Raw genomic sequence first — 17,219 nt, forward strand, 5'->3', positions numbered from 1 at the left:
TTATTATTGAAGTCAATTATTCATTTTAATATTTTTGTCAGCTTTCCTGATTTAGTTCTGTGACATTATAATTTATCAGATCTTGGCGGAAGCCAGTCTGCCAGAAAAGGCGGAAGGGCGCCTCCCTTGACGGCCACTGTTGTATGCCCGCCGGAGACGAGGCGGTAGTCCTTGTCTGGACTGGATACCTTGTTGATGAAATCCTGGCTAAGCGTTGCGGGAACCAGCCGGTCATGTTCTCCTGCCACAACTAGAAGGTTTGCCTGGATGTTCGCTGGATCAGCATTTTTGCCTCTGATCACAAGTGTTCCTTTCATAAATTTATTATCTTTGCCGATTTCGTTGGCCAACTGTTTAATGGCTGCTCCGGAAAAGCCGACATGCCCATTCGTCCATTTGTTGAACCTCCGCCACCTGTCGACATAGTCCTTGTCGTAGGCCTTATTTAAAAGGGAAAGATATGGGCTGATATAAATAGGGGAGCTGGCCAGCCGTAGTCCGTACTTCATAAACCTGCCTGGAATGAATCCCAGTGCATCAAGAGTTGGATCCATACTGAAATCGCCATTTTTCATCGCTTCTGCTAGTTTATCAAAAATCGGCGGTTCAGAAAAATTAAGAGGTGCCACAAGAATAATCAAATTTCGGATAGGTTGTTCTGAAACGGAAGCATACAGGGCGGCCAGGGTCCCTCCAAGGCAGACACCCGCCATTGTAAGCTCGGCTGCATGAGAATGCTTTAACGCCTTTCGGACTGCCCGATCAATGTAATCTATCAAGTAGTCATCAATCGTGATATCCTTGTCTTCATATCCGGGTGAACCGAAATCCATTAAATAGACGTCATACCCATTTTGCAGATAGGATTCAATCATGCTCGCTCCTGGGGCCATATCCAATACAAATGCCCTGTTTACAAGTGAATAGACAAGGAAAAGGGGGATAGCGTATTTCTTGTTTGGGGATGGATAATACCAAAGGGTAGCTTTATTTTTCTTCCAGACAGCGATTCTCGGTGTCTGGCCTACTTCGGGTTCTGGCGTAGTCCAAATACTGAAAAAACCTTTCCAGCGCTGCCATTCTTTTTCATGATCAAAGTCCGGCCGCTCTTTCATCTCTTCTTTCTCCTTTTTACCTTCATATCCTGTAGAAATTTTAAAAAAATCTCATCTCCAAAAGCAGAATCCAAAGGAATAAAGGACTTGGAGTCCATGGCTGGGTTCAGAAGTTCTTCGAGGTTTACTTTCTTCTTATTATGCTTGGCTTCTGATTTTCTTTTACACTTTGCATATCGAGTCAATGACGAATGGCTGAAGACCGGCCTTTTATGGGTTCCTTTTCTGAGTTCTTCTACCACTGCTGCTAAATCATCCATTCTGTTTATCAAATCATTTACTTTTTCCTCAGTCTGGCTTAATAGCTTTGAAACACTTTTTTCTGCGTACCGAGCCGATGATGAATGGCTGGAGGCCGGCCTTTTATACGTTCCTGTCCTGAGTTCCTCTATCACAGCTACCAAATCATCCATTCTGTCGTTTAAATCATCTACTTTTTCTTCTGTCTGAATCAGCAGTTTTGCAACATTTGCCACATCGTCCTTGGTTGGCGTATTTAAATGGAGAGAAATAATTTCCTGGTATTCTCTAATAAACTGGATCAGCTTTCCCTGTACATTTGATAAAAAGGCTGCCGGTAACACAAGCTTTTCTTTATTTAATTGGTCCTGGATCCACTCATTAAACTGTGTTTCCAGCCCAAATCCTATGTTTCTGATTGCTTCATATATATCTGTGTATTCGGTTTTTTCCGCCATTAAGAGCGCTCCTTTCAATAATTTCTGTTTGTTTATTATAAACAAGCAATAAGAGAAGTGTGCGTAAATTGGTGAACAAGTCTATGTACTTTTTTATAGCTGGCAAGAGGGGCTATGTGCCGGTTCCATTCTGTTATTCGGTCATACTATAGGAGGAATCTAGCAGAAAGGAGAGTGGAAAATGACAGAAGAAGAAACGGAAAGTATCTTTGGAGTTTATGGCCACGGCAAGATGTTTGAAAAGCTACAGTATCCGCTTAATGTTTCTGGTGAGCTTGATGATGAGCATCCTGATATTTTGGAATCGTTCTTTGACTGGTGTGATTTTGAAGAAGGAACTATCTTCCATTTTAATGAGTTTAAAGTTCATTTCAGGATTTTTAAGATGTTATATGATAGAGACATATTGCCGTCTATTTATTAGTCTGTAAAAATAGCTCTGGGACTGATCTCCGTTTTCAAGACGGGGGCAAAGCATTTTTTAAGCAGCCAGCTGCCGGTTATAACGGGCAGCTGGCTGCTTCGTTTCACTTCATATATGGCAGTAAGGAATCGATTCGATTGCTGCCATTAAAATGCTGAACAAAATCGTTGCCATTCACCATTCTTTTTTCTTTATTCATTTATAATAAACATGTAGTTTAGGCGAAAATATATGTTCGGAGGAAGTCGAAAGGCAAAGCTGCCGTTTCTTTTTCATAATTCCCGGGCTTATTTTAAGGCTTCAGAGCAGTCCGTCATTTTCTGAGTAAGTCATAAAACCGCTAAGTTTAACTTGGTGGTTTTGTTTTTATGTAAAGGACACACCAGGCATTTAAAGCATAAAACATTTTTTTACCATATTTTTTGTTTGAACATTGTTATAACAATTATAACAATTCAATTACAAAAACAGAAAATTGCTTTTTATTATAGAAGCAGCATTTACTCCAGGATCAAGCCACGCTTACGTTTATAGTCTAGTTTTAAATTGGAAGTTTATCATTGCAGAAAACTAGTTAAAATTGGAGGTTTAAAACCTATTGCGGAATAATCTTTTTTCTTGCATTATTAGTGGCAGAGACCGAGCAACATGGTCATAACAAACAAATAAGGATTTCAGGAGGGAATTAATTTGAAAAAGAAACTACGTATGATAGCTACGGCTGGTGCTCTTTCACTAGGATTACTTTCAGCAGGACAAGCGCATGCTGCTACACCAACTGTTCAAACGATTCAATATAAGGTAATTGTGAAATATGTTGATGGTAAACAAACTGTTTCGTTTGTTAAACAGCCAGCACAAACAACACCAAAAGCAACGACAGCAAAGGCACCAACGACAACTACTCAGGAGCCAGCAAAGGCACCGACAACAACTACTCAAGAGCCAGCGAAAGCTCCAACAACAACTGCTCCAGCTCAAACACCAGCAGCAACGACTGGCTCTGTTAACGAGTTTGAGAAAAAAGTATTTGAGCTTGTAAATCAAGAACGTGCAAAAGCTGGCTTGAAAGCTCTTCAGCTCGATACAAAATTAAGTGAAGTTGCCCGTGCAAAATCAGCAGATATGAAAAACAAAGGATACTTTTCTCACCAATCACCTACGTATGGTTCACCATTTGATATGATGAAGCAATTCGGTATTACGTATAAAACGGCTGGTGAAAACATTGCCAAAGGTCAAAAAACACCTGAAGAAGTAATGAAGGCGTGGATGAACAGCGATGGACACCGTAAGAATATTTTGAGTGCTGACTTCACTCATATTGGTGTAGGTTATGTAGATGGACATTGGACACAAATGTTTATCGGAAAGTAAACAAAGTAACCCTTTATATTTAAAAGACTGTAAACAAATATATATTTAAAAAAACCGCTAGATTTAGTCTGGCGGTTTTATTTTTAATTATGCTAAGAATTCTGGCAGCTCATCAAGACAAACCAGACAAACCTTCATATCCATCCTTATTTCATGTTCATTATTTACTTCATCAAACACCTCAATCACAGCCTGACGAAACGCATGATCATACTTTACCAATTTCGCAAATCTTTCATAGTAGGAACACCGAAAAGAACATTCAACTCATCAGATGGTTGTCGAAGGGCTTTTTCTCCAATTAAGTTTACATGGCAATTGACAGAATTCATTACATAGTAAAGCCGTTCAAATTCTATAAACACATTTTGGTCCGGATTTGTTCGTTTAGGTCCATTACTGGATCCAAGGCTAAATGATTTACTCATAAAACTCCTTAATTTTTTCTCCCATTATATCAATTGAAAAGCAGTAAAGGGAAAAGCAAGGAGTGTATTGCTTGTCGTGTAGTCTGTATATGGAAAACATGAGGGGGAAAATCAGAAATAGTAACGAAAAAGAAGCTTGTCAGTCACGAATTCAGTAAGACTATTTCACTTTATACACTGGGTATCAACAGTGTGAAAACAATTATTCGGGGATAGGTACATGTTACTTTTTATTTAGATTTTGACAAGGTGTATGTAAAGCAGTATCACTTCAAAAAAAAACATTCAACCATCACGTGCTACTGTACGCTGTTGGGTTTATATGATATGATTACACCATAAATAAAAAAGCAAGGGGGCGTTTAGGTTGGGAAGGCGTTATTGCGCATTGGCCAGGTGGCTGAATTAAGCGGTTTATCTTCACGTACAATTGATTACTATACACAGTGCGGGCTACTGCCGGTTGAGCGTTCTTCTACTAATTATCGTCTCTATCCGGAAAGCGTGCTTCAAACATTGGAACGAATTAAGCTGCTAAAAAAGCAGCGTATGTCGATTGCGGAGATTGAGCAAGTGCTCCATGAACCTGAAGACAGGGAAATAGATCCCATTATGTATGACGTGCAGGAAGAAATCGATTGCCTTCAAAAAAAGCTGGCATCACTTGAAGAAAAATTAAAAGATGCGCCTAAAGAAGAAAAAGAGCGCGTTCATAAAATTCTTGAGCAGAAAATGATGGATATTATGAAACTATTAACCATGCTATAACAATACCTGGAGGTGAATCCCTCAAGAGAGGGAAATAATTGGACATTATTACAACCATCAACTTGTTTTTACTTGTACTTTTGCTCGGACTGACGGCTTTCTTCGTTGGTTCAGAGTTTGCGGTGGTCAAGCTACGTATGTCACGCATTGACCAGCTGATTGCGGAAGGAAATAAAAAAGCGGTACTGGCCAAAAAAGTAGCCGGCGACCTGGATTACTATTTATCGGCGTGTCAGCTTGGCATCACTGTAACAGCACTCGGGCTTGGCGCACTCGGAAAGCCGGCAGTGGAGAGCCTACTGTACCCAGTATTTAACTATTTTAATGTATCAGATGCTGTAGCCTCCGCTTCTTCCTACGCGATTGCCTTTATCCTAGTGACGTTTCTACATGTGGTGGTGGGTGAAATGGCACCAAAAACACTCGCGATCCAGTTTTCCGAGAAAGTAACACTTCTCCTGGCTCCTTGGCTTTACCGGTTTGGTAAATTGATGTTTCCATTCATCTGGGCACTAAATGGAACGTCACGTGTGCTTCTCCGCTCCTTCGGTGTGAAGCCGGCAGGACATGGTGAATCATACTCTGAAGATGAATTACGTATTATTATGGCACAAAGCTTCCAGGGCGGCGAGATCAACCGGTCAGAGCTTTCGTATATGGAAAACGTCTTCACATTTGACGAGCGTGTCGCAAAAGACATTATGGTACCAAGAACAGCTTTTGTAGCGCTTGATAAAGAAATGCAGTATAGCGACATTGTTCAGGTACTGGCTGAACATAATTATACACGCTACCCTGTCACAGAAGCTGGCGATAAAGACCGCATTATGGGTGTTGTTAATGTTAAGAAAATGCTGACGCATATTGCGGCAGGCCGTGAGCGCAGGCTGGAAGAGTTTGTACGGGATCTTCCATTAGTTCACGAAGTGACAAGCATTCAAGATGCGCTTTTAAAAATGCAGACTGCCCGTGTTCACATGGCACTGGTTATTGATGAATATGGCGGCACGGCCGGCATCATTACAATGGAAGACATTCTGGAAGAGCTCGTTGGGGAGATCCGCGATGAGTTTGACGCAGATGAAGTGGCAGATATTGTGAAAAAAGGTGAAAATCAATATATGATTAATAGCCTTGTTCTTTTAGAGGAATTAGAAGATCGGTTTGGGATTGAATTTGAAGAAAGTGAAGACGTCGACACCATTGGTGGCTGGATCCAGTTTAAAAAGATGGAGACGGTTGAAGTCGGGGATATCATTGAGCAGGGAAGTAATATCTGGACGGTCGCTGAAATGGATCATTATCAAATTAAACAGGTACTCCTGGAGCGTACAGAAGTCAAAGACGAAGAAAACAATTAATCATTACAGGATACGAATACTTTTGGAGGTGAATCCCTCAAGAGAGGGAAATAATTGGACAGTATAATATTATTAAACTTGTTTTTAGTGGCAGTGATGATTGCATTGACAGCTTTTTTTGTAGGTGCTGAATTTGCAATCCTGAAAGTGCGGATGTCCAGAATTGACCAGCTTATATCAGAAGGCAACAAAAAAGCCGTGCTGGCCAGAAAAGTAGCCCATAACCTGGATTACTACTTGTCTGCCTGCCAGCTTGGTATTACGATTACGGCACTTATCCTGGGCGCGCTCGGGGAACCGACGGTTGAAAAAATCCTTCACCCTGTCTTTGAGAGCATGGAGTTATCGGATGCGATGGCGACCGTACTTTCGTACGCTATTGCTTTATCACTCGTAACGTTTTTGCATGTGGTACTTGGAGAGCTTGCTCCCAAAACGCTGGCTATTCAATTTGCGGAAAGAATGACGCTGCTGCTTGCGCCTCCACTTTATTGGTTCGGTAAAATTATGTCTCCATTTATCTGGGCATTAAACGGTGCTGCCCGTATTTTTCTCCGCCTGTTTGGTGTGGAGCCTGCAGGACATGATGAAGTTCACTCCGAGGAAGAATTGAAACTCATCATGCACCAGAGCTTTGAAAGCGGTGAAATTAACCAGACAGAATTAAATTATCTGGAAAACATCTTTGCATTTGATGAACGCGTGATCAAGGACATTATGATTCCGAGAACAGAGATCGTCACACTTGAAAAAGATATTTCGTTCGAAAACATGATTGCTGTTTTGGAAGAAAACGATTATACACGCTATCCTGTCACGGAAGCATATGACAAAGACCAGGTAATTGGCTTTGTAAATACGAAAGAAATGTTAACGCACATTGCAGCCGGCAATGACCGCGAAATGGAGCGTTTTATACATGAAATGCCGCGCTTCCATGAAGCTACCCCCATTCAAGCTGTTCTTTTAAAAATGCAGCAGAGCCGTACGCATATGGCCATCGTAACCGATGAATATGGTGGCACAGCGGGTCTTGTAACGATGGAAGATATTTTGGAAGAAATTGTCGGTGAGATCCGTGATGAATACGACACAGATGAAATACCAGATATCCAGGAAAAAAGCGAAACAGAGTATGTGGTAAATGGACGTGTTTTATTATCGGAATTGGAGGAGAGATTTGGCTTCTCATTTCCTGAAAGCAATGATGTAGATACGATCGGCGGCTGGATCCAGATACAAAATGACAAGCTGACTGAAGAAGGAGATATGATCAATCTTCATTCACACCTTTGGACAGTCATAGAAATGGAAAATTATCAGATCAAATTGGTATCCTTGAAGCTAAATGCTTCTTCTGCTGCATCAAAGTCTTAAAAAAAGCATGGTTCCTTTTGGGAATCATGCTTTTTATTTTCTTGTTTTTAGTATTTGATGACTGTTTCGAGGCCAAAGAAACAAAGCTGAAATCTGCATAAAGTAAAAAGAAATTTTAGTATCGAGCTGCAACTTTTTTAAAATGAAAGATATTTTCTTTTATCTAGAAGTCCTGGGGGAAATAATAAGAAGTTAAAGAGAATATAATAGAAAAAGGTATAACCGTTAAAAAGAGCAGCAAGAAAATTATACTCCTGAGCAGGTATAATTTCGAAGTTTGAAGTGCTTATAAGAGTTATAAGGGCTGGGATATTAAAAATTAAAAAGTAGGAATCAGTATTTGTCTTCAGCCCTCTTATCGAGTTGAAAAACCTGTTTGTATCTTGTCAATGTTCATGAAATTGTCAAACTTCTTTAAGGCAATATCGAGGCAAAAAGTTAGTATGGAAAAGAGACAGAATTTTTTGCTGAAATATATGTTTAAGAAGGAAGCAGACCATATTGCATATTTAAAGCAAGGCCGATATTTATCATCATGATTTGGAGGGATTTTTTCTATTATGCTTCTTCAATATGAAAATGACCTGAATGAAGTGTGGTTATTTTTACAAAGAAACGGTGGAAATCACGCATCCCACTTAAGCTTTTTGAATGATAAACGCTTTTTTTGGTCACAACAGAAGCAAGTTTTGATTATCTACCAAAAAGCAGGCAATGCCTATATTGTACTGGGGGATCCCATTGGGAAAGAATCTCTCATTTATGGAGCTATTCATGAATTTCACAAATACTGCCGTCAAATAAATATGACTCCCGTCTTTTATCAGGTATCTATTCGATATATGGCGGCTTATCAGGAACTGGGGTATGGTTCTCTTAAAATAGGAGAAGAAGCGAAAGTGTATCTTCCGGATTTTTCACTGTCAGGGAACAGCAGGAAACGGCTGCGTACTTGCCGGAATAAATTTGAACGGGAAGGCTATCAATTTTCTGTTTTATTTCCACCCCATTCAAAAGAGCTGCTAGAAGAAATAAAGGAAGTTTCAGATGCCTGGTTAGGGAGCAGGAAGGAAAAAGGGTTTTCAGTCGGCTATTTTTATGATGACTATGTAGCCAGATTCCCTCTTGGAATTGTTAAAAATCAGAATGAGGATATTATTGCCTTTGCAACGCTTGCGTACAATCAGCCAAAAATCGATCGTACACTTGTCATCGATTTAATGCGTTACCAGCCTGAAAAAAGCCCAAACGCAACTATGGACTTTTTGTTTATTTCTATCTTCAACTGGTGCAAGGAACAAGGATATGAGTGGTGCAGTATGGGCATCTCCCCTTTAGCCAATATGAAAGACCCTGATCAAAGTGGAATGTATGAGGCTGCGGGACAGATCATTTTTGACAAAGTTAATCATTTTTATAATTTTAAAGGGCTTTATCAATATAAAAATAAATTTCAGCCTAAATGGGAGTCACGTTATCTTGTGTACCAGAGTAATTTTCTTCCTGCTGTTTTTCTGCGTATTATCCGTTTAATCCACGCTAATCAGGTGGCAACAATGGGCAAGTTTATTTTGGCAAGGAACCCACTCGAAAAATTAAAATTCGGTAAAAGACCTTTTTAACAGATCATACTTAAAAAGTGTATCTCAAAAAAGACAGTCTTTTAGGCCCATCTCATTCTGTTGAAATAAGAGACTGACTGTTTAAACCCAACACATTTTTGAACGTTTAGGTCTCTAGCAGTATGGGTTACCGTGCTTGGTCCAGGCGTAGAAGAGGCAGCATCCGCAGGGCTCCGCTTTTCGCAGGGCAGACGCAGCCCCTCACTGCTTCTTAAAGAAAACAGCGTGCTTCTGGCTACCATAAAAAGACGATTTCAGCTAAACAATGGAATATTCTCTTGACGACTCTATTTTTCAACACTGTGAGACGGCCTTTTAAGCCGTCTCACAGTGTTTTTGAATGTTTATTTTTATAAAGGCCAGCATCTATTCCTAGATGATTATATTTTCCTTTTTTTCGGAATATAAGAGAGCTGGGGATAGTTAAAGACAAGAACAGCGCACATGGAAAGAATTTTAACTGAAATAGGTTGCCTAGTAAACGTACTACTAAGAATTAATTCAGCTTGGCAGTTATCCTGTCCAAAGGTGATTGCTTTTTTGCATGGGGAGTGGTGCATATTTTTATAGCTCTTAACATGATAAACTTTGTAAAAATGCTTTTAGTGCATGACAAAAAGTCCTCTTTTCGATGAGGACTTTTCTTTTCATTACAAGATGCTTGACCTTGCATTTAAGCATCTGGAAATACTCGTCGAACAGCGTCGCTGAATTCATCGAAGAATCCTTCAACGGGCTCGCCTGCCTCGATTCGATCAGCATATTCCTTCATTTGCGTGCTGAAATCTGGATCTTCAGAAACATAGACTTTTTCCACCGAGGTGTCTGCTTCTTTTACTTTTTCTTCAATGTTATTTTTCAAGTCATCACTGACGTCAGTTCCATTTTTTAGATCAACAGCTGCATAAGCACGGTGATCGGTTACAAGCACTGTTGCCCCATTAACCTCTTCAATTTTTTTAACATTATCAGCAGCTTCATCAGCTACTTCTAAGGTCTGGTTATCATTAGTGGTATCGTCATCTGCTTGCTGATCATTTGTAGCTGTATTTTCTGCCGGAGTATTATCCTCTTTGTCAGCGGCATTATTGTCATTATCGTTACCCATACAAGCCGTTAATAAAAACATCGCCATAAAAGCTGCAGCGTAAATCGAGACTTTCTTCATTGTTAGCCCTCCTCACATATAGTAACAAAGGATATACTCTCCAATGAGCCATTTATTATTCCACCTAGTGAATAAAAGAAGCAGCTATTGTTTAAACAATAACTGCTTATATTAAAAGGGGTAAAGTTAGCCTGTGCTTTCGGAAGAAAGATATACACAAATCCGGTATTTTGTTTCCTTGATTTTTCGTGAAGCAGTAAATAAAAATACAGACCAAAAGATCCTGGATCTAAAAGAAGCCCCGGCTAAAGAGCCGAAGACAGTCATTACGGATAGAGAAATAATCAATGAGCCACTGTCCGTCATGAATTGAAACAGAGGATGGTTAAAACAGAGCTGGACAAACAGGGAGTTGCCATTGATAATGCTTTTCTTAGACAGGTGGATTCTAAGAGGCGGTTAAAAAAGGGTTTGTTTGATGACGGGCGGAAGGTCTTAAACTTTCAGGGAAAACCTTAATTGCTTGCGGCGACAAAACATGCGGGGTGTACTTAGAGCTATTTGCATTTAAAACAGAAAAGAGAAAAGCCATATATAAAGTAAAAAAATGAAAGAAGCCAGCCACGCATTTTATTATAGTTGCTTCAAATGTATAATTAACTTTCTACAGACATTTTAATTCAGGATTTAGTGATAAAATAACAAAAATAATCCACTATAAAGGAAAATAAACATGAAAGAACATTTTCAAATCAGCCCACCTCTGGCTCAAATGATTGTAGATGCTGCCAAAGAAGTGATTGGGAAGGATATTAATCTTATACATCTAGACGGAAAAATTGTGGCCAGCACAGATCCAAATAGAGTTGGCACCTTTCATGCTGCTGCTTTTCAGGTACTGGAAAAAGAAAGTATCGTAGAAGTTTCAGAGGATGATACGTTTAAGGGTGCAAAAAAAGGCATTAATTATCCAATCATGATAGACCAAAAAATGCTCGGTGTAATCGGCATATCAGGAGATCCAGAAGAATGTAAGTCATTAGGTTTTTTACTGACCAAAATTACCGAAGTGTTGATCAAGGAGCAAATGATAAAAAGCGCCATTCACTCTCTTGATGAGTTACGCGCCTCTATTGTTCGTATGCTCATTTTTGAAAATGAAAAAGAGGATGCCTTCATGCGTGAGCACTTGCCTCAATTGCAATATGAATTAGAAGAAAAAGCTTTTGTCGCTATTATTCATTTGCATGATTTGGATCATACTTCATCACTCCCTGTTAAAATGAATGGGACGTTATTAGAACAGGGAATTAAACTTTTTACTTACTTATTTCCTAACCAGTACGCCCTCATTATTAACGAATCACAGTACCAAACAATATTAAAAGCCTTTCAGACGTGTTTCCGTTCTATGAATGTAAGCTATTCAATCGGAATAGGGAGCATTGATATTTTAGATAAACTTGGAACGTCCTATACGCACGCCAAGCTCGCCTTAAAATATGCTCTTTCAAGAAAAGTAACAGTATGCGAATATACAAAGCTGGATCTAGAAATGATAATGGAAAATATTGATTTTCATATAAGAAAGGACTATACGGCGAAACTTATCGGTGCGCTTTCAGAAGAGGAAATAAGCCTTTTGCACAGTTATTATCACCATAACCTTTCATTGAAAAAAACAGCTGAAGAGTGGTTTATTCATAAAAACACCCTGCAATACCGCCTTGAAAAAATTGCCGAAAAAACAGGATCAAATCCAAGAGACTACCACGATTCTGTGAAACTTTATATTGCTCTTTTACTTCAAACTCTTTAGTTTAAAGCCAGTGTGCAGACCAAGCCTTTCACTTTCAAAAAAATAGCCGATAAGTGAAGCCTGCCGAACTTCGCGTTTCTTGGACATTGCGAAAGCCTCCTCGACTGCGCTGGCGAGGTCTTCTGACGTACTGTACTTCCCGCAGGAGTCTTCGTCCGGCAGGCTTTACTAAGTAGTATTGAAAATCAATAAACAGAGGCTGAATCGGCATTTCCTCTTTTTCAAAAAGAAAAATACAACCCCATTAGCCCTATACAGTCTTGTTGCAAGCCACTTGGCGGCGTCCGGGCAGCGCCCTATGGAAAGCGGAGCAGCCCGGACACCGCCGATCTATCCTATTCATGTGCTCGGTTATCAATCATTTGTCTACAATCTGATTTCAAGCTCTTTAGTTCAAAGTTTTTTTGTTACAGAGAACAAAATGTTTCTTAATTCTTTGGTACCTGGACTATTACATCCTTATCATTCTTTCTCTATACTTAATGATAAATAAGGGAGGTGCTAATGATGAAAGTTTTAATTGCTATTGATTCATTTAAAGGAAGCATTTCTTCTATAAAAGGTAGCGAAGCAATTTCTTTAGGTATAAAAGATATCTATCCTGAAGCGGAAGTCTTGACACTTCCTTTAGCAGACGGTGGAGAAGGTACGGTAGAAGCATTGGTACAGGCAACAGGCGGGAAATTAGTCGAAAAAGAAGTAGTGGGTCCTTTAAAAGAAACAGCAAGGGCCATCTATGGAATTTTAGGTGACGGGAAGACAGCTGTAATTGAGGTGGCTGCAGCCTGTGGTTTGCCCCTTGTTCCTTACAGCCAGCTCAATCCGTTTCTTACAACTACATATGGCGTTGGAGAGCTTATTTCCGATGCCATTGAAAAAGGATGCCGTGAGTTTGTTATAGGCCTTGGTGGAAGCGCTACAAACGATGCTGGAGTTGGTATGCTGCAAGCTCTGGGCTTTCGCTTCTTAAATGAAAACAATGAAGAGGTTGGTTTAGGAGCAAAAGCATTGCTTGAGATTCAGAAAATTGATCGGCTTCACGTAAACGAAAGATTGAAGGAATGCACATTCAAAGTAGCATGTGATGTAAACAATCCTTTATATGGTCCAGAGGGAGCAAGCTATGTGTTTGGGCCTCAAAAAGGAGCCACACCTGAAATGGTGAAACAGCTTGATTTAGGGCTGAAACATTTTGCTGAAGTTGTCCTTTATGAATCCGGTACTGATATTCACAATATCTCCGGTGCAGGCGCAGCCGGGGGACTGGGGGCTGCATTTTCAGGTTTTTTAAATGCCGATCTGCAGTCTGGAATTGAATTGATTTTGGAAATCATCGAGATGGAAAAAAACATGAAGAATACAGACTTTGTGATTACAGGAGAGGGAAAATTGGACGGACAAACTTCTATGGGAAAGGCTCCTCTGGGTGTCGCACAGCTTGCCCACAAATATAATATCCCTGTTCTGGCATTGGCAGGCGGTATTACAGAAGAAACAGCGGTATTAAATGAACTTGGTATTACCTCTTATTTTTCAATTGTAAATGCGCCGATGTCACTGGAGGAAGCCATGGATTCAAAAATGGCTTATAACAATTTAAGACGAACGACAAACCAGCTATTCCGTTTGCTTAAAGCAGTGAATGCCGAGACAGGTATAAATATACGATAGAGAGGACGATTGTTACATGAAATACTTTGCTGTTTTTTTACCGATGAAAAATGAGGAGAAAAGCCAACAGTATCGCGCACAGCATCTAGACTTTTTAAATCAAAAGCGCCAGGAAGGTAAAATATTTGCCAATGGCCGATTTGCTGATGAAGCCGGTGGGTTGGTTATTTATCGAGCCGGCTCATTGGAAGAAGTGGAACAAATCGCAAAACAGGATCCTTATGTTATTCAGGGAGCAAGAGGATTTGACATTCATGAATGGGAAATGGTCAGCGACGCAGTGCTGCCTTATTGAGATGAAAAGATTTTTCAGAGGAAAAGCTATCATACAGAAAATTTTCAAATGAAAAAAGGCCTTGACGAATGTGAAAATATTTGTTGAGGCTTTTTTATTGAGCTTTGTTAAACGAAAGGGACAATTTAACTTAAATTATATATAAGCTAAACAATGAAAGGTGAGAGGACGAAATATAGTATAATGAGAGAGAATACAAAATCTAATCGGAGTATAGTGAAAACGCGCAACGACGCAAAAATTTAATGTCTCTAAAGGTGGATACATGAATTATGTTGCAAAAAGATTTACTTGACCAGGCTGGTGCTCTTCAGTATTTATTTGAAAGTCATCCAGACGGTATATGTATTGTAGATGTGGAAGGTCAGTTTTTATACGTAAATGCCGCGGTATTAACGATGTTTGGTTATAAACAGGAAGAGATATTACAGACATCGTTGGATCAGCTATTTTATTCATCAAGTGTTAACAGTGATAACTCTGGCAGAAATATCAAAGCCCGATCTACATTGGCCATTCGGCATAAAAAAGGCTTCCTGGTTTATGTTAGATTGACAAGTATTCCACTTGTAAGCGACGGGCAAGAGACGGGCAGTTTCATCAGATTTGAAGATATCACTCAGCAAGTGAACCGGAGCAAGGGATTATTAGATATTCAAGAAATGTTTTCATTCATTTCGGAAAAATCTCAAAATATCATTTCCTCTACTTCTGCCGATGGCATATTCACGTATATCTCCCCAACTGTAGAGGCATTACTCGGGTATACTCCAGAAGAGGTTATTGGAAAACCTGCAGCATCTTTCAATCCTCCGGACACCAATAAAAAATTCCAGGAGCATCGCAACTCATTATTTATCGACCAGGACACGGAGCGGTTTACGGGTCGTGTTCGGCATAAAAATGGGGAATATCGCTGGTTTGAGACTACAGCCGAGTATATCCGCGATCCATCTGGAGAAATCATACAAACCATTAGCGTCGGGCGTGACATTACAGATCGTAAAGAAGCAGAAGAGAAAATTATGCACCTGGCCTATCGCGACAGCGTAACCGATCTGCCGAACCGACGTTTATTTAAGAAACGTGTCAGCCTGCTCTTAGGCGAGTCGAAAAATGAACAACATGTTCACGCTCTGATGTTACTTGATTTGGATGGGTTTAAATACGTTAATGATACTTTTGGACATGACGTTGGCGATCTGCTTTTGATTGAAGTGGCAAAAAGGCTGATACACACAGTTGGGGAGGAGGATTTTGTAGCTCGTTGGGGTGGAGATGAGTTCACAGTTTTTCAAGTGAATATAGAAAACAGGTCTGATTTAATTTCCTTAATGGAACGGATCAAGGATGTAATCGCTGAACCAATGATTATTTCAGACCATACACTTTGTGTTACTGCAAGTATAGGTATCTCATTTTTCCCCGAAGAGGGGGATACGGTTGAGGCGCTTTTCAAAAATGCAGATAAAGCGATGTATCGTGCTAAAAAACAAGCAAAAAATCGGGCTTGAATTCCAGAACAGTTCTAAGAACGAAAAGGAAGTCTGGCTGCATAAAAGAATCCGAAGATGAATGTTGAATTTTTTATACTGAGGGAGGCTTTAGTTGAAGAAGATATCGTGAACCTCTCTATTTAAATCAAAGATTTTGATGGAGAGGTTCACCTAGTTGTACTTTATGATATCGACTTTGTCCAACAGCAAAGCATAAATCCTTTTTAAAAGGGCTTTTTTCTAAATCGGCAGTGCCCCGGTTAATGTATAAACACCCAGATATAAAAAACAATGGGCCAGGTATACATGATATACTTTTTTTGGAAGTTTATAAAATTTATTTCCTATGCCGATAAAATAAGGCATAGAAATAGCGAACACTTCAGCACCCCGCATACCTGGCAACAGGTCTGCAAATAATTCGCTGATACTTACATCCATGGCTGTAGCTGCAGCAATCGTTGGACACCCCATGGAAGCCGGTTAAAAATGCCAATAGGGATCACGATAATGACAGCTAAATAAACGAGCTTGATATTCATTTATTTATACAGTTGCAGGAAAGCAGCCACACAAATAATAATCGTGGTAGTCGTATCCCCATTCATTGTGACGTCTGTCGCTGTTAAAACAGTAGCCATCATCACTTTCAATGGGTCTCCTTTTGCTTTTTTTATAAAAAGTTCGCATAAAGGGTCGAACAAACCGACGTTAAGCATAACATCGAAATACAAAACCGCAAATAAAATCACAATAGCGGGTAAAATAACTCCGTAGAAACCTCTCCTGTTTCTTCATCTACACTAAATAAAAACCTTCTTTAATCCATTCGAAGAGATCCCAAAATGAAGCACCCGTTGCGAAGGTAGCAATGGCTCCAAAAATAAATGGAACAATGGTTAGCGCCCCGAATACCGTTAATTTATTTTTTGAGAGAAGTGCAATGAATACAGTGATCATTTATAATGCTAAGACTGTTAACATACAAACCATCTCCCCTAAAAATGATAAAATCCAATCTTTTTTCTAAAACCTTCTCAGAAGGGTTAACAGTAAATAAGGTTTCTGGACTCTTATTCATTTACTCCATGAAGCGAATTTATTTACTGCTTTTTTTAAAAGCATTTTCTTTTTATTCATTAAAAATGACTTTACTCAATATTTTTATTTGTACTGTTTAGTTTTGTGGTAACCTCACTTTTATATATCTGTTTATAACATGAATTGGTGGTATCATTTACAATCCAGCTAAACACTTTTAAGATCCTTGTTTGTGATGACCTTATCATTAAAACCGTATACAAAAATACTACTTCAGTTATTATCGACCTGAGGGAATAAAGCCAAAATCTCATTAAAAAATTATGAAGTTAAATCTCTACTTTTAAAAGCGCATTCGAAAAAAAATCCCTCCTTTTTTTTCCGAGGATGATAAAAAAAGAAAATAGTAAGCTAATCTTCTCAAATCGGCATTAATGCATACATTAATGCCGATTTATTCTGGGTATTTCCTTTTATCTGAAATAATAACTGTACCAGTAAGGAGAAGCTTTAAGTTTTAAAAATTATAAAAATTGCATTCCAATAATACAACATTTTGTTGAGTATTTATAGAAGGAACTAAAAATATTCTAAATTGTCAAAAAATATTTGACAATAA

Annotated in this window: 15 protein-coding genes; 10 read left to right on the top strand and 5 right to left on the bottom strand. The window is 39.2% G+C overall.

Features of this window, described 5'->3' with window-relative positions; genetic code table 11:
- Positions 1–65: 65 nt before the first annotated feature.
- Positions 66–1,115 (bottom strand): alpha/beta fold hydrolase, encoded by a 1,050-nt coding sequence (locus VP97_RS11855; RefSeq protein WP_050182096.1) that lies wholly within the window; start codon positions 1,113–1,115, stop codon positions 66–68.
- A complete protein-coding gene (locus VP97_RS11860) occupies positions 1,112–1,813 on the bottom strand; it encodes a hypothetical protein (RefSeq protein ID WP_050182097.1) in 702 nt (233 codons plus the stop codon). The genes VP97_RS11855 and VP97_RS11860 overlap by 4 nt, the downstream gene beginning before the upstream one ends.
- Positions 1,814–1,994: 181 nt before the next feature.
- Here VP97_RS11860 and VP97_RS11865 point away from each other — a divergent pair, with 181 nt between their 5' ends.
- Positions 1,995–2,237, top strand: a complete 243-nt coding sequence (locus tag VP97_RS11865; protein ID WP_050182098.1) for a hypothetical protein — start codon at positions 1,995–1,997, stop codon at positions 2,235–2,237.
- Positions 2,238–2,927: 690 nt separating this feature from the next.
- Positions 2,928–3,614 (top strand): CAP domain-containing protein, encoded by a 687-nt coding sequence (locus VP97_RS11870; protein WP_050182099.1) that lies wholly within the window; start codon positions 2,928–2,930, stop codon positions 3,612–3,614.
- 215 nt (positions 3,615–3,829) lie between these two features.
- Here the strand turns inward: VP97_RS11870 and VP97_RS23840 are convergent, their stop codons facing one another.
- A complete protein-coding gene (locus VP97_RS23840) occupies positions 3,830–4,042 on the bottom strand; it encodes a hypothetical protein (RefSeq protein ID WP_156153481.1) in 213 nt (70 codons plus the stop codon).
- Between the two features lie 381 nt (positions 4,043–4,423).
- Here VP97_RS23840 and VP97_RS11875 point away from each other — a divergent pair, with 381 nt between their 5' ends.
- The 4 genes from VP97_RS11875 (at position 4,424) to VP97_RS11890 (ending at position 9,170) form a co-directional block, all read left to right on the top strand.
- Positions 4,424–4,810 carry a MerR family transcriptional regulator gene (locus tag VP97_RS11875; RefSeq protein WP_050182100.1) on the top strand — a complete coding sequence of 129 codons (387 nt, stop codon included), beginning with the start codon at positions 4,424–4,426 and terminating at the stop codon, positions 4,808–4,810.
- Positions 4,811–4,848: 38 nt separating this feature from the next.
- Positions 4,849–6,171 carry a hemolysin family protein gene (locus tag VP97_RS11880; RefSeq protein ID WP_050182101.1) on the top strand — a complete coding sequence of 441 codons (1,323 nt, stop codon included), beginning with the start codon at positions 4,849–4,851 and terminating at the stop codon, positions 6,169–6,171.
- A gap of 54 nt (positions 6,172–6,225) precedes the next feature.
- Positions 6,226–7,548 carry a hemolysin family protein gene (locus VP97_RS11885; RefSeq protein WP_050182102.1) on the top strand — a complete coding sequence of 441 codons (1,323 nt, stop codon included), beginning with the start codon at positions 6,226–6,228 and terminating at the stop codon, positions 7,546–7,548.
- Between the two features lie 560 nt (positions 7,549–8,108).
- Entirely contained in the window at positions 8,109–9,170 is a 1,062-nt protein-coding gene (locus VP97_RS11890; protein WP_050182103.1) for a phosphatidylglycerol lysyltransferase domain-containing protein, read from the top strand.
- Positions 9,171–9,843: 673 nt separating this feature from the next.
- Here the strand turns inward: VP97_RS11890 and VP97_RS11895 are convergent.
- A complete protein-coding gene (locus VP97_RS11895; protein ID WP_050182104.1) occupies positions 9,844–10,338 on the bottom strand; it encodes a YhcN/YlaJ family sporulation lipoprotein in 495 nt (164 codons plus the stop codon).
- A 673-nt stretch (positions 10,339–11,011) separates the two neighbouring features.
- Between VP97_RS11895 and VP97_RS11905 the strand changes: the two genes are divergently transcribed.
- The 4 genes from VP97_RS11905 (at position 11,012) to VP97_RS11920 (ending at position 15,577) form a co-directional block, all read left to right on the top strand.
- Complete coding sequence (locus tag VP97_RS11905) at positions 11,012–12,097, top strand: CdaR family transcriptional regulator (protein ID WP_050182106.1); 1,086 nt, start codon at positions 11,012–11,014, stop codon at positions 12,095–12,097.
- Positions 12,098–12,601: 504 nt separating this feature from the next.
- The gene (locus VP97_RS11910) at positions 12,602–13,768 is read left to right on the top strand and encodes a glycerate kinase (protein ID WP_342667319.1); all 1,167 of its coding nucleotides are present in this window, start codon (positions 12,602–12,604) and stop codon (positions 13,766–13,768) included.
- A 16-nt stretch (positions 13,769–13,784) separates the two neighbouring features.
- Positions 13,785–14,063, top strand: a complete 279-nt coding sequence (locus VP97_RS11915) for a YciI family protein (RefSeq protein ID WP_050182109.1) — start codon at positions 13,785–13,787, stop codon at positions 14,061–14,063.
- Positions 14,064–14,335: 272 nt separating this feature from the next.
- Complete coding sequence (locus VP97_RS11920; RefSeq protein ID WP_050182110.1) at positions 14,336–15,577, top strand: diguanylate cyclase domain-containing protein; 1,242 nt, start codon at positions 14,336–14,338, stop codon at positions 15,575–15,577.
- A gap of 222 nt (positions 15,578–15,799) precedes the next feature.
- On the opposite strand, the gene VP97_RS24350 is transcribed toward VP97_RS11920, so the two are convergent.
- Positions 15,800–16,000, bottom strand: a complete 201-nt coding sequence (locus tag VP97_RS24350) for a hypothetical protein (RefSeq protein ID WP_050182111.1) — start codon at positions 15,998–16,000, stop codon at positions 15,800–15,802.
- Positions 16,001–17,219 lie beyond the last annotated feature (1,219 nt).

The sequence above is a fragment of the Domibacillus robiginosus genome (assembly GCF_000966195.1).
Classification (GTDB): Bacteria; Bacillota; Bacilli; order Bacillales; family Domibacillaceae; genus Domibacillus; species Domibacillus robiginosus.

Bases quoted from the DNA above. Each gene is read 5' to 3' on its own strand.
- VP97_RS11855 (WP_050182096.1), bottom strand. From the start codon at position 1,115: ATGAAAGAGCGGCCGGACTTTGATCATGAAAAAGAATGGCAGCGCTGG.
- VP97_RS11860 (WP_050182097.1), bottom strand. From the start codon at position 1,813: ATGGCGGAAAAAACCGAATACACAGATATATATGAAGCAATCAGAAAC.
- VP97_RS11915 (WP_050182109.1), top strand. From the start codon at position 13,785: ATGAAATACTTTGCTGTTTTTTTACCGATGAAAAATGAGGAGAAAAGC.
- VP97_RS11920 (WP_050182110.1), top strand. From the start codon at position 14,336: ATGTTGCAAAAAGATTTACTTGACCAGGCTGGTGCTCTTCAGTATTTA.
- VP97_RS23840 (WP_156153481.1), bottom strand. From the start codon at position 4,042: ATGAGTAAATCATTTAGCCTTGGATCCAGTAATGGACCTAAACGAACA.
- VP97_RS24350 (WP_050182111.1), bottom strand. From the start codon at position 16,000: ATGGATGTAAGTATCAGCGAATTATTTGCAGACCTGTTGCCAGGTATG.
- VP97_RS11895 (WP_050182104.1), bottom strand. From the start codon at position 10,338: ATGAAGAAAGTCTCGATTTACGCTGCAGCTTTTATGGCGATGTTTTTA.
- VP97_RS11865 (WP_050182098.1), top strand. From the start codon at position 1,995: ATGACAGAAGAAGAAACGGAAAGTATCTTTGGAGTTTATGGCCACGGC.
- VP97_RS11890 (WP_050182103.1), top strand. From the start codon at position 8,109: ATGCTTCTTCAATATGAAAATGACCTGAATGAAGTGTGGTTATTTTTA.
- VP97_RS11905 (WP_050182106.1), top strand. From the start codon at position 11,012: ATGAAAGAACATTTTCAAATCAGCCCACCTCTGGCTCAAATGATTGTA.
- VP97_RS11910 (WP_342667319.1), top strand. From the start codon at position 12,602: ATGATGAAAGTTTTAATTGCTATTGATTCATTTAAAGGAAGCATTTCT.